Source organism: Mycolicibacterium sp. XJ662 (genome assembly GCF_053484035.1).
In genome coordinates this window covers 293,364-307,308 of sequence record NZ_JBEFTL010000001.1, presented here as the reverse complement: position 1 = coordinate 307,308, position 13,945 = coordinate 293,364, and the positions used below count along the sequence as shown (strand labels likewise).

Annotated in this window: 4 protein-coding genes; all 4 read left to right on the top strand. The window is 67.3% G+C overall.

Going from position 1 to position 13,945, the window contains the following annotated elements; translation table 11 throughout:
• The first annotated feature begins 8 nt into the window (after positions 1 to 8).
• The 4 genes from ABQE93_RS01480 to ABQE93_RS01465 all read left to right on the top strand — a co-directional run bounded on the left by ABQE93_RS01480 (position 9) and on the right by ABQE93_RS01465 (position 13,940).
• Positions 9 to 1,277: a glycosyltransferase gene (locus tag ABQE93_RS01480; RefSeq protein WP_448405492.1), complete on the top strand. Its 1,269-nt coding sequence runs from the start codon at positions 9 to 11 to the stop codon at positions 1,275 to 1,277.
• 229 nt (positions 1,278 to 1,506) lie between these two features.
• The gene (locus ABQE93_RS01475; RefSeq protein WP_448405491.1) at positions 1,507 to 12,543 is read left to right on the top strand and encodes a type I polyketide synthase; all 11,037 of its coding nucleotides are present in this window, start codon (positions 1,507 to 1,509) and stop codon (positions 12,541 to 12,543) included.
• Positions 12,544 to 13,398, top strand: coding sequence for a class I SAM-dependent methyltransferase (locus ABQE93_RS01470; protein ID WP_448405490.1), 855 nt, complete (start codon positions 12,544 to 12,546; stop codon positions 13,396 to 13,398).
• Between the two features lie 302 nt (positions 13,399 to 13,700).
• The gene (locus ABQE93_RS01465) at positions 13,701 to 13,940 is read left to right on the top strand and encodes an MbtH family protein (RefSeq protein WP_448405489.1); all 240 of its coding nucleotides are present in this window, start codon (positions 13,701 to 13,703) and stop codon (positions 13,938 to 13,940) included.
• The last annotated feature ends 5 nt before the right edge of the window (positions 13,941 to 13,945 follow it).

Here is a 13,945-nt window from a genome sequence, read left to right as displayed (position 1 = left end):
GGCGCGCAATGAAGTTTGTGCTGGCAAGTTGGGGGAGTCGCGGCGACATCGAACCCAACGCCGCTGTCGGACGTGAGCTGATGCGCCGCGGGCACGACGTCTGCATCGCCGTACCGCCGGACCTGATCGGCTTCGCCGAGTCCGCGGGGCTGCCGGCGGCAGGCTTCGGGCCGAACTCCGGATCCATCCTCGACGCCCACCGCGACTTCTGGACCTGCTTCTTCCGCACCCCCTGGCGAATCCGGGCGATGCTGCGCTCGCGCATCGAGATCGGCGGCCCACTGCTGCGTGGTTGGCAGGACATGAGCACCACGTTGATGTCGCTGGCCGACGGGGCCGACCTGATCTTCACCGGCATCAACTTCGAGGACGCCGCCGCCAACGTCGCCGAGCACTACGACATCCCGTTGGCGACCCTGCACTACTTCCCGCTGCGACCCAACGGTCAGGTGCTGACATTCCTGCCAGCGGCGTGGGGCCGCTCCGCCGTCGCCGCATTCTGGTGGCTGTCCTGGCGGGTGATGAAGAAGGTCGAGCACGCTCAGCGCCGTGACCTCGGCCTGCCGAAAGCCAAAGGTTCCGCGCCACGGCGGATCACCGAACGCGGGTCGCTGGAGATCCAGGCATACGACGAGGCATGCTTTCCCGGGCTCGCGGACGAATGGGTGGACCACGCCGACCAGCGACCGTTCGTCGGAACGTTGACGTTGGAGTTGGCGACCGATGCCGATGACGAGGTCGCGTCGTGGATCGCCGAGGGCACGCCGCCGATCTTCTTCGGCTTCGGCAGCATTCCGGTCGAGTCTCCGGCGGACACGATCGCCATGATCAGCGCGGCCTGCGCCCAGTTGGGGGAGCGGGCGTTGATCGGCGCCGCGGGAACCGACTACAGCGAGGCGCCCCATCCTGACAACGTCAAAGTGGTCGGCACCATGAATTACGCGACCGTCTTTCCCGCCTGCCGCGCGCTCGTCCACCACGGCGGGTCGAGCACTACGCCGATCGGCATGCGGGCGGGTGTCCCTCAGCTGATCCTCTACTGGGACATGGTGCACGCGATCTACGGCGCCGCGGTCAAACGGCTGCAGGTCGGTACCGCCCGGCGCTTTTCGACCGCCACCGAGGCGTCGTTGGCGGCCGACCTGCGCACCATCCTGGCGCCCGATTACGTCGCCCGGGCGCGCGCTCTCGCGAACCGGATAACCCCGGCCGCCGCAAGCGCCGCCGCCGCCGCCGATCATCTCGAAGAATTCGCCCGCCGCTACCGCAGGGGCTGACCAGCCGCGAAGCTGTGGCGTCGGAAAAGGTCCCGACGATCAGCTTCTCGCAAACCCGGTGACACGGCCGACGCTGCGAAGTATGGTTTACAGATTCTTACAGAAGCGTCAATTAATCCGATCGGTGGAGCCGAGGTGTGCAGCGACCCATTTGGCGGTGAAGCAGCCGCCCACAGGCTGGCCTACCCGGCGCGACAAGACTTCTGAAAACCGTTGAGAGGACAACCCCGTGACAGACGTCGCAGATCTGGCGCCCAACGAGGCTTTCGCCGTGGTCGGTTACGCGGTGCGAGCTCCCGGCGCTGCCGACGCGGACGAGTTCTGGGAGGTCCTCTGTGACGGCCGCGATGCGGTATCGGAAGTGCCCGCGGACCGCTGGGATGTCGAGGAGTTCTACGACCCCGACCCCGACGCGCCCGGAAAGATCGTCACCCGCCGGGCAGGCTTCCTCGACGACGCGACCGGGTTCGACGCGCCGTTCTTCGGGCTGTCGACACGGGAGACGATGCTGATCGATCCCCAGCATCGGCTGCTGCTGGAGACGGCGTGGCAGGCGGTGGAACATTCGGGCACGGCGCCGTCAGCGCTGGCGAACACCAAGACCGGTGTGTTCATGGGCTTGGGGACCCACGACTACCTGCAGCTGATATCGGAAGCGATCTCCTACGAAGAGATCGACTCGTACCAGGCGATCGGCTCGTCGGCGGCCGCGGGCGCAGGCCGGATCAGCTACGCGATGGGCCTGCAGGGTCCCGCGGTCAGCGTCGACACCGCCTGCAGCTCTTCGCTGGTGGCCGTGCACCAGGCGTGCCAGGCGTTGCGGCTCGGGGAGTGCGACGTGGCGCTCGCCGGAGGTGTGAACGTTCTGCTCAGCCCCAAGAGCGTGATGTCCTTCGCCCGCGCGAAGATGCTGGCCCCCGACGGCAAGTGCAAGACCTTCGACGCGTCCGCGGACGGCTACGTGCGCGGTGAGGGCTGCGGCGTCATCGTCGTGAAACGCCTTGGGGACGCGATCCGCGACGGCGACCGGATCCGGGCCGTGATCCGCGGCAGCGCGATCAACCAGGACGGCGCATCGGGCGGTCTGACGGTGCCCAACGGCGTCGCCCAACAACGGGTCATCAGCGAAGCGCTGGAGCGCGCCGGGGTCGCTGCCGGCGCCGTCGGGTACCTCGAGGCGCACGGAACGGGAACCTCGCTTGGCGACCCGATCGAAGTCCAAGCCGCCGGCGCGGTACTCGGCGAGGGACGCGACGCCGACCGGCCGTTGCTCATCGGGTCGGTCAAAACCAACATCGGGCATCTAGAGGCAGCCGCAGGCATCGCCGGCCTGATCAAGGTGATCATGTCGCTCGAGCACGAACGGCTGCCGAAGCATCTGCACTTCGAGAACCCGTCGCCGCACATCCCCTGGGACAAGCTTGCGGTGCGGGTGGTCGACGAGAGCACCCCCTGGCCCCGTGACGGGCGACCCAGGATCGCCGGGGTCAGCTCGTTCGGGTTCTCCGGCACCAACTCGCACGTCATCCTCGAGGAAGCCCCGGTTGCGGTCGAACAAGCCGAGGCCACGCCGGCACCGTCCGACGACCGCCGCTTCACCGTGTTGCCGCTGTCGGCGCGCAGCCCCGATGCCCTGGTACAGCTCGCGAAGCGGTACGACAACTGGCTGACCGCCCACCCGCAGGCCGCGCTGGCGGATGTGTGCTTCACCGCCGGGGTCGCGCGGTCACACTTCGAGCACCGCGCCGCGCTGGTGGTGAACTCGACGGAGTCCGCGCGCGAGGTGCTGCGCGCGCTGGCCGAAGACCGGCCGGCGCCGGGACTGCTTCGCGGTGAATGCGCCGACAGGCCGAAGACTGCGTGGCTGTTCACCGGCCAGGGCAGCCAGTACGCGGGCATGGCCCGGGAACTGTTCGACACCGAGCCGGTGTTCGCCGAGACCATGACCCGGTGCGCGGACGCGGTTGCCGATGTTCTCGAAAAGCCGCTGCTGGACGTGATATTCGACGTCGACAGTCCCGATGCCCAAGACACCATCCGGCAGACAAGCTATGCCCAGCCGGCATTGTTCGCGGTCGAGATGGGGCTGGCGCGGCTCTGGCAGTCATGGGGCTTTGAGCCCGACGTGGTGATCGGTCACAGTGTCGGCCAGTACACGGCGGCCTGCGTTGCGGGCGTGTTCAGCCTCGAGGACGGGATGCGGCTGATGGCTGAGCGCGGCCGCCTGTTCGGCAGCTTGCCCGCCGGCGGTCGGATGGCCGCCGTGTTCGCCCCCGCCGAGCGGGTCGAAGCCTTGACCGACGATTTCCCCAGCTTGTCGGTGGCCGCCTACAACGGCGCCAACACCGTGTTGTCCGGGCCCGGAGAAGACCTGGCGCGCGCGGTGGCCAAGCTGGAAGACGACGGTGTGCGCTGCGATTGGCTCGACACCAGCCACGCGTTTCACTCGGCGCTGCTGGATCCGGTCCTCGACGAGTTCGAGGCGTACGCGAACCGGTTCGAGTTCGGGGCACCTCGAAAGACCTTGGTGTGCAACCGTACCGGCGCGGCATTGGGCCGCAAGGCCAAGCTGGACGGCGCCTATTGGCGCCGACATGCGCGCCAGCCGGTCGAGTTCGCCAAGAGTGTGCGCACGCTGGCCGACCTGCATTGCTCGGTCCTGCTGGAGATCGGGCCGCAGCCGGTGCTCACCGCAGCCGCCATGCGCGCCTGGCCGGACCCGGCGACCGCCCCGCGGGCGATCGCGTCGCTACGCCGAAACGTCGCCGACCACCGCCAGATCACTGAAGCCGTCGCCAACGCGTACGTCGCCGGGCACCGACCCGATTTCGCGACGCTGGTAGGGCCGGCCCGCAAGATCGACCTGCCGACGTATCCGTTCCAGCATCGCCAGTACTGGTTCCGTGACCAGCGGATCAAGCCCACCCAGACCGTTGACGAGACCCACGCCGCGCGCACCGAAACCGTGCGACTGCTCGAGGACGGGCGCATCGAAGAACTCGCCGCGCTCCTCGACGGCGCCGCCGGCAACGAGCAGGCCGTCGAGCTGCTGAAACAGCTTGCCGCACAACATAACCAGCAGCGCGGCACGCTGTCGATCACCGACACCCGCTACGAGATCCGCTGGGAGAAAACCGCTGCCGTGTCCGCTGGTGCGGAGGGCGGCGAAGGTGGCGCCTGGCTGCTGATCTGCGACGATGCCAGCACGGCGGCGCCACTGATCGACGCGCTGACCGCGCGCGGACACCGGCACAAGGTGTTCGGGGCGCCCCTGTCCGACGCGGACGAAGAGCGGCTCTCGGCCGAACTGCGCGAGGCGGTCGCCGAGGAGCCGACGACGCGTATCCTCAACCTCTGCGCATTGGACTCGGATCCCGCACCGTCGACGCAGTCGCTGCTGCGGATGCAGCATCAGGTGCTGAGCGCAACGCGGCGGCTCTTCAGTGCCGCGGCGGCAGCTGAACTCCGCGCACCGATCTGGCTGATAACCCGCGGCGCGCAACGCGTTACCAGCGCCGACGCGGTGGCACCGGCGCAATCGGCGCTGTGGGGGTTCGGCCGCGCCGCCTCGCTGGAACAGCCACGGTTGTGGGGCGGGCTGGCGGACCTGTCTGCAACAGGAACCCTGGACGAGGCCGCGTGGTCTCGGCTCATCGACCAGCTGTTGGCAGCGCCGGCCGGTGAAGACCAGATCGCACTGCGGGACCAGGCGGTCTATGTCCCCCGGCTGACCCGACGCACAGGACAGCCGAGCGCAACGCCGGTCGAACTGCGCGGCGACGCCACCTATCTGGTGACCGGTGGGCTTGGCGCGATCGGCCTGGAAGTCTCCGGATATCTGGCGGCACATGGCGCCCGGCATCTGGTACTGACCAGCCGACGCGCACCCAGCGACACCGCGCAACAGCGCATCGATGCCATACGCGAACAATCCGGCTGCGAAATCCGGGTCATCACAGCCGATGTCGCCAACCCGCACGACGTCGCGCGGGTGTTGACCACCGTGCGGGGCGAACTACCGCCGTTGGCCGGCGTCGTGCACGCCGCAGGCGAGATCAGCACAACCCCGCTACAAGATCTGGACGACGCCGAAGTCGGCCGGGTATTCGCCGGGAAAGTCTGGGGCGCCTGGAATCTGAGCGAGGCAACTGCGGACCTGAAGCTGGACTTCTTCCTCAGCACCTCATCGATCGCCGGGGTGTGGGGCGCCGGCGGGCAGACCGCGTACAGCGCGGCCAACGCCTTCCTCGACGGGTTGGCCTGGCAGCAGCGTCAGCGCGGTGTGGCGGGCATCAGCGTCAACTTCGGTCCGTGGTTGAACGCGGGTATGGCCGATGAAGCCGCGCGCGCCGAACTGGACAAGCGCGGGGTTCGGCCGCTCTCGCCTGCCGATGCGTTGGCAGGCATGGCCGAACTTCTGGCGTCGTCGAACAAGGGCACCTCACACGGCGTCGTGGCCCGCATCGAGTGGGCCAACTTCCTGCCGCTCTACCAGATTGCGGGCAAGCGGTCATTCTTCACAAAGTTGCAGCAGGAGGTCCCCGAGTCGGCACCGGACGCTGGATCTTCTGGAGGAACCGGAAGCACCCAGTTGGTCGAGCGGGTGACCGCGGCCCCGGCGCAACAGCGCAAAAAGCTCGTCGTGGACTACTTGCGCGACGTCGTCGCCGAGGTGACCCGTATCGACGCGGCCGAAATCCGCGACGAGGCCGGCTTCTTCGACGTCGGCATGGATTCGCTGATGGCCGTGGAACTTCGGCACCGAGTCCAGCGCGCGGTGGGCAAGGAGTTGCCGTCGACCCTCGCGATGGACTACCCGCGCCTGGTCGACGTCGCCGACTTCCTGCTCAGTGACGTGCTCGACATCGGCGCGCCGGCACCCAGCGCACCCGCGCCCGTCCCGGCGGCGCCGGTGGCCCCGACACGCAGCGATGAGCCGATCGCGATCGTGGCGGTCGCCTGCCGCTTCCCGGGTGCGCCCGACCCCGAAGCGTATTGGGACATGTTGTCGCGTGGGGTCGACGCGATCCGGGAGATCCCGGACGACCGCTTCGACGTCGACGAGTACTACGATCCGGATCCCGAAGCACCGGGCAAGATCTACACCCGCTACGGCGGATACCTCGACAGCGTCGACGGATTCGATCCGGAGTTCTTCGGCATCTCACCGCGCGAGGCGGTGTGGATGGACCCCCAGCAGCGGTTGATGCTTGAGATCGCGTGGGAGGGTCTGGAGCGGGCCGGGTATTCGCCCTCCTCGTTGCGGGGCAGCCGAAGCGGTGTGTTCGTCGGGGTCGCCGCCAACGAGTACTCGCAGTTGTTGGGCACCAACGCTGTCGAAACCATCGAAGCCCACTTCATCACCGGCAACGCGCTCAACGTCATCGCGGGCCGGGTCGCGTTCGCGCTCGGACTGGAGGGTCCCGCGATGGCGGTGGACACCGCGTGCAGCGCTTCGCTGGTCGCCGTCCACCAAGCCTGCCAGGCACTGCATTCCGGCGACTGCGACATGGCGCTGGCCGGCGGGGTCAACGTCCTGGTCAGCCCGGCGTCGATCGTCGCGACCTCCCGCGCCCGGATGCTCTCCGCCGACGGCCGGTGCAAGACGTTCGACGCCGCCGCGAACGGCTACGCGCGCAGCGAAGGCTGCGGGATCCTGGTGCTCAAGCGGCTCAGCGATGCCCAGCGTGACGGCGATCCGATCTGTGCGGTCATCCGGGGCAGCGCGGTCAACCAGGACGGTGCGTCCAGCGGCCTGACCGTGCCCAACGGCGGTGCGCAGCAACGACTTATCACCGAAGCGCTGGCTCGCGCCGGTCTCACCGGCGGAGACGTCGACTACCTCGAGGCCCACGGCACCGGCACATCGCTGGGTGATCCGATCGAGGTGCAGGCCGCCGCGGCCGCCTATGGCGTCGGCCGGGATGCAGACCGCCCGCTGCTGATCGGATCGGTGAAGACCAACGTCGGACATCTCGAATCAGCAGCGGGTATCGCCGGTCTGATCAAGGTCGTGCTGTCGCTGCAGCACGAAGCCTTGCCGCAGAACCTCCATTTCGAGAACCCGTCGCCCAACATTCCGTGGGGCTCACTGCCGGTGCGGGTGGTGGACAAGGCGATTCCGTGGCACGCCAACGGTAGGCCGCGTCGCGCCGGCACCAGCTCGTTCGGGTTCTCCGGTACGAACGCACACGTCCTCATCGAAGAGGCGCCGGCGACATCCGGCAGCGGAAACGACGTCGCTCCCGACCGCACCCCGACCGCCCCGGCGGTCAGCGTGGTGCCGCTGTCGGCGCGGTCGCCGGAGGCGCTGACCGCGTTGGCGCAGCGTTATGCCGATTGGTGCGACGCCAATCCCGACGTCGATGTCGCCGATGTGAGCTTCACCGCCGGCGCCGGACGCTCACATTTCGAGCACCGCGCCGCGCTCGTCGTGGATTCGGTGCAGGGTGCGCGTGAATTGCTCGTCGGGTTGGCGGAGAACCGGTTGGAACCGGGTGCGGTGCGGGGCCAGTGCGGCGATCCGCCGAAGACGGCGTGGTTGTTCACCGGGCAGGGCAGCCAGTACCCGGGTATGGCGCGCAAACTGTTCGACACCGAACCGGTTTTCGCTGAGACCGTGACCCGCTGCGCCGAGGCGGTCGAGGGGATGCTGCCGCGCCCGCTGCTGGAGGTGCTGTTCGAAGCCGACAGCGGCTCCAACGGTCAATCCGCAAACGCGTTGGGCCACACCTCGTTCGCCCAACCGGCGCTATTCGCGGTCGAAATGGGGCTGGCGCGGCTGTGGCAGTCCTGGGGCATCGAACCCGACGTGGTGCTCGGGCACAGCGTGGGTCAGTACGCGGCCGCGTGTGTGGCCGGGGTGCTCAGCCTCGAGGACGGGGCGCGGTTGATGGCCGAGCGTGGCCGCCTCTTCGGTGAGTTGCCCGAAGGGGGCCGGATGGTGGCGGTCTTCGCCGCCGCCGAGCGGGTCGAGCGTGCCGCCGACGATTTTCCGCAGATATCGGTGGCTGCCTACAACGGCCCCAACACGGTGCTGTCGGGTCCGGCCGCGGATCTGGAACAGATCGTCGCCCGGCTCGAGGGCGAGGGGATCCGCTGCACCTGGTTGGACACCAGCCACGCCTTCCACTCGGTGTTGTTGGAACCTGCCCTCGACGCATTCGAGTCGTATGCACAGGGTTTCGAGTTCGCGGTGCCGACGCTTCCCCTCGTCTGCAACCGCACCGGCGCGGTCCTCACCGCGGAAACACCGCTGGACGCCCAGTACTGGCGGCGGCATTCCCGTCAACCGGTGCAGTTCGCCGAAAGCGTGCAAACGGTGGCGCAACTGGGCTGCTCGGTGTTGATGGAGATCGGGCCGCAACCGGTGCTGACCGGTGCCGCGGTGCAAGCCTGGCCGGAATCCTCGTCCGCCCCGCGCGCTGTGGCCTGCCTGCGCAAGGGCACCGATGATCGCCGTCAGATGGCCGAAGCGCTGGCCGCGGTCTATGTCGCCGGGCACCGGCCCGATTTCTCTGCGACGCACCATCAGCCACGGCGCCGGGTCGAGTTGCCCACCTACCCGTTCCAACGTCGCCGGTTCTGGCCCAAGACCGTCGATATCCGCGCCACCGCCAGCCACGGCGTCTTCGACTCCGGGATCTTGGGCGATGCAAAGGATCTGGCCTCCGGCGACACCGTCTACACCGGTCGGTGGTCGGTCAAGACGCAGCCGTGGCTGTCGCATCACGTCATCTACGGCACCGTTGTCGTTCCCGGCGCGACGTACGCGGCCATGGCACTTGCCGCGGTCGGCGCACCGGCGCAGGTGCGCGACGTGTTCTTCTACGAGCCGATCATCCTGCCCGAGAAGGCCTCCCGTGAGGTGCAGTTGACCCTGCGTCCGCTCGAGGACGGCGGCGGCTCGACGTTCCAGGTACACAGCCGGCCGTACGGTGAGCGGGACGCCGAGTGGTCGCTGAACGCCGACGGGCGCATCGTCACCGATATCACCGAGGTTGACGACGAACCGACCTCAGAACCCACCGAATCCATCGAGGCCGCGTGTGAGCGGTTGCGGCGAACGCGTCCGCAGCAGCTGTTCGACACCTTCGCCGACATGGAATTGATCTGGGGACCCACCTGGTCCACCTCGCTGAAATCGCTGTGGGCCGGGGACGGCGAGGCGGTCGGCGATGTCACGATCGGCGACGAACTCGCCGAGCAACTGGGCAGTGAGCCGATCCACCCGGTGCTGCTCGATCTGTGCACCGGCGTCGCCTTCCCCGCCTTTCCGGCGGTGCTGGCGGCGACCGAAGAAGGTGGGCCGATGGCCGACCTCTTCCTGCCGCTGCGGTACGGGCGGGTGACGCTGCGTGAGAAGATGCCGAAGCGGTTCTACTGCCGCGCGCGGTGGCAAACCGGAAGTGCCGAAAGCGAAACCCAGGTCTTCGACCTCGAGTTCGTGGACCGCAGTGGTCGCCTGCTGGGCGAGATCCGCGAGTTCGCGGTGAAGCGTGCCCCCCGAGAGGCGTTGTTGCGCGGCCTCGGTGGCGACGCCACCCGCAACCTGTACACCCTCGGGTGGCAGGAGATGCCGCCGCCGTCCGACGACGATGCTGCCGACAAGAGCGACGGCACCTGGCTGCTCGCCGGCTTCGACGAGCTGTCAGCCGGGCTGCCGGGCGCCGTCGTGTTGGACCGAACATCGCCGGCGGATCCGGAAACGTGGACGCGGTCGTTCGCCCAGGCCGCCGAACGCGGTGCCCCGGTCCGCGGCATCGTCTGGCGCAGCGCCGGGAAACCCGCGGCCGAGGAGTCCGATACCGAGTTCGCGGCGCGGCTCGAGAACGAGATCGAGCAGGTGCTCACGGCCGTGCGGACGCTGCAGTCGCAGGAGGACCTGAAGCTCACCGGTGGCTTGTGGATCGTCACCGAACGGGCGGTGGCGACCGAACCCGGCGAGCCGGTCGATCCCGCGCAGTCGGCCATGTGGGGGCTCGGGCGAACCATCATGACCGAGCAACCGGCGCTGCGTTGCAAACTGGTCGACTACGACACGCTCGACGACGTCGTGCGTTCGCTGCCGGGTCTGCTCGGCGCATCCGTCGACGAACCCGAACTTGCGCTGCGGCAAGGGAAGTACCTGGTGCCGCGCATGCTGCCGTGGGCACGCGGCGGCCCGCTGCCGTTACCCCGGGGACGCGATTACATCCTGGAACCGACCGAACGCGGCGCCATCGACAACCTGCGACTCGTCGAGATCGACGTGCCGGCGCCGCCCGCAGGCCAGGTGCAGATCCGGGTCGAGGCCGCGGGTCTGAACTTCCGCGATGTGCTCAACGTGCTCGGCCTGTATCCGGGTGATCCGGGACGAATCGGTGGTGACCTTGCCGGCGTCGTCACCGAGGTAGGCGACGGCGTCACCGGATTCGAAGTGGGCCAACGCGTCTTCGGTTTCATGCAGGGCGGGTTCGCCTCCCGGGTCAACATCCCCGCGCAGTTCTTATCGCCGCTGCCGCACGGGGTGAGCGCGATAGGAGCGGCGACCATACCCGCCGGGGGGCTCACGACCAGGCTTGCGTTCGACTGGGCCGAGGTCGGCCCCGGCGACCGGGTGCTCATCCACGCCGCCAGCGGTGGCGTGGGTCTGGCCGCGATCCAGCTGGCCCAGCAGGCCGGCGCGACCGTCTTTGCGACCGCCAGCACCTACAAGCGCGCGACGCTGCGCGAGATGGGGGTGAAATACGTCTACGATTCGCGCACCACGGAATTCGCCGATCAGATCTTGGCGGATACCGGTGGCGCGGGTGTCGACGTGGTGCTCAACAGCCTCACCAACGAGGGGTTCATCGAAGCGACCGTGCGGGCGACTGCACAGGGCGGCCGGTTCGCCGAGATCGCGAAACGCGATATCTGGACTCCGGAGCAGATGGCGGCGGCCCGCCCCGACATCAAGTACGAAATCATCGCGCTGGACGCGACCATCGAGCAGGAGCCCGAGCGGGTGGGGAACCTGCTGGCCGAGTTGGCGGACAGCATGGGCAGCGGTGCGCTGGTGCCGCTGGCTGCCGAGGTATACCCCCTGACCGAGGCCAAGACCGCGTTCCGCCGCATGCAGCAGGCGCGACACATCGGCAAGATCGTGCTGCAGATGCCGAAACCACTGCAGCCGCGCGAGGATCGGAGCTATCTGATCACCGGTGGTCTCGGTGCGCTCGGCTTGTACACGGCCGCGCATCTGGCTCAACTCGGTGCCGGTGACATCGTGCTGACCAGCAGGCGGACACCCGACGCGGACGCCCAGCGGGCGATCGCCGACATCACCGAGCGCTACCGCTGCCGTATCCACACGTTCACGGCGGACGTCGGCGACGAGGGCCAGGTTGTGCAGCTGCTGGAGCGGATCCGCGCGGAGCTGCCCCCACTGGCAGGGGTGGTCCACGGGGCGGGCGTGCTGGACGACGCGCTGCTCACCCAACAGACCGCGCAGCATTTCCGCAACGTGCTGGCACCCAAGGCATTCGGCGCCCGTCATCTGCACCGGTTGACGAAGAATGAGGAACTCGAGTTCTTCATCGTGTACTCGTCGGCGGCCAGCGTGCTCGGCTCGCCGGGTCAGGCCAACTATGTGACCGCCAATGCGTTGCTTGACGGGCTGGTCGCGGAGCGAAACGCGCAGGGCTTGCCTGCGACCAGCGTCAACTGGGGTCCGTGGGCGCAAGGTGGTATGGCCACGTCGCGGGCAGCACGTGCCAATCTCAGTGCGCAGGGCCTGATTCCGCTGGAACCCACGGCCGCGCTCAACGCGCTGAGCGAGATCGTCGCCCATGGCGCCGGACAGGTGACCGTTCTGAAAGCCAATTGGCAGCGTGCCGCCAAGGGGTTGGGTGGGTCTCGTCCGTTCATCCTCGACCACCTGCTCCCCAGCGCGGTCGCCGCAACCCGGGGTGACAGTGAGTTGCTGCGCCAACTGCATGACGTGCCCGAGGATGAGCGCGGAAGCTTCCTCACCGAGTATCTGCGCTACGAGGTGCAGAACTTCCTCAGGCTCGCCCAGCCACCCGCGGCAACCAGCCGGTTCCTCGAGTTGGGGACGGATTCGCTGATGGCGGTCGAATTCAGCAACCGGTTGCTGCCCCAGTTCGGCGGGGTGGTGACGATCAGCGCGACCGCGGTGTTCGACTACCCGACGATCGGGTCGCTCGCCGAGTACCTCGCCGGGCAGGTGCCGGAACCTGACGATGCCGAATCCATTAAACCGGAGCCGGATGTGGTGACTTAGATGGACGTTTCCAACGAACCTTCGACGGCTGTCGACACCGAAGGTGAAGCCCAAGTGGCGATGTCGGCGCACCTGGCTGACGATCTGCTTTCGACGACCACCGGTGAATGGCGCAGCTTCTACAACAAGTTGAGCCGCCGGCTGGAAGACGTCGGCGTGGCTGATTCGTCGTTCTTCCTCAACTACGGGTATCTGCCGATCGATGCCAACAACGAATCGGCATTCGACATCCGCGAGGGCACGTTCAACGCCAACTCGGTGCGACTGGTGCTCGAAGTCGTCGGACCGGTTGACCTCAACGACCGCGCAGTTGTCGAAATCGGTTGTGGTCGAGGAGGAAACTCAGCGCTCATCGCGGAGAAGTTCAACGCGCAGGTGACCGGCGTTGATCTCTCCTCAGAGGCGATCGCCTTCTGCCAACGGGCGCATACCAAGAATCCCATCGACTTCAAAGTCGGCAACGCATTGGATCTTCCCTTGCCCGACGCGTGCTGCGACGCCGTCGTCAATGTGGAGTCGTCGCATTCGTACGGGAACCTGCTGAAGTTCCTCAACCAGGTCCGCAGGATCTGTCGTCCGGGCGCGTGGTTCTTGCACACGGACTTCCTGAGCCCCGAGGACTGGGACTACGTCCGGGCGCGGTTGACGGCGCTGGGGTTTGTCACCGAAAGCGACCGCGACATCACCGCCAACGTGTTGGCGTCACGCGATCAAGCGAGCGATAACTGGGAGCAGGTGTACGGCGACGGGAATCCTCGGGTCGCCAACTTCCTTGCCTTGCCCGGGTCCGCCATCTACGAACAGCTACGGGCGGGCCTGTTGGAGTACCGAGTGCTCAGATCTCAACTGCGTTAGTTGTTCTCACACTAGCCCTCCGCCCGATAGCGCGCGGCCGCCGAACCACGCCCTGACGGCGTCAGTACAGCAAACGGAAAATGATGTGCTGACACGACGCTACTAGGTGGCCGGCAACAGTATTCGCACATTAAGCGCTTCGCTCAACGGTGGCGGCCAAAAATGAATTTAGCTGTACATCACAGGGTTAATGTCAAGCGACGCTGAAGGCTTCACCCTAACCGCGTGACAGGGCGCCACGAAGCGAAGTATGGTTTACAGATTCTTACAGAAGCGTCAATTTGGGTGGTCTGGAGAACCGGGTGAGCAGTAACCCCTTCGACGATGAAAACAGCGGCTTCTTCGTGTTGGTCAACAACGAAGAACAGCACAGCCTGTGGCCGACTTTCGCTGAGGTGCCCCCGGGTTGGCAGGTGGCCTACGGCGAAGCAGACCGCAAAGCCTGCCTTGGATACATCGAACAGAACTGGGCCGACATCCGGCCGAAGACTCTGCGCGAACGGTTGGCCGGCCGCGGAGCTACCGATAGGGAAAGCGTCTAGGTTCG

What these genes read in the sequence shown, in the direction of transcription:
- ABQE93_RS01470 (WP_448405490.1), top strand. Translation starts at nt 12,544, where the DNA reads ATGGACGTTTCCAACGAACCTTCGACGGCTGTCGACACCGAAGGTGAA.
- ABQE93_RS01480 (WP_448405492.1), top strand. Translation starts at nt 9, where the DNA reads ATGAAGTTTGTGCTGGCAAGTTGGGGGAGTCGCGGCGACATCGAACCC.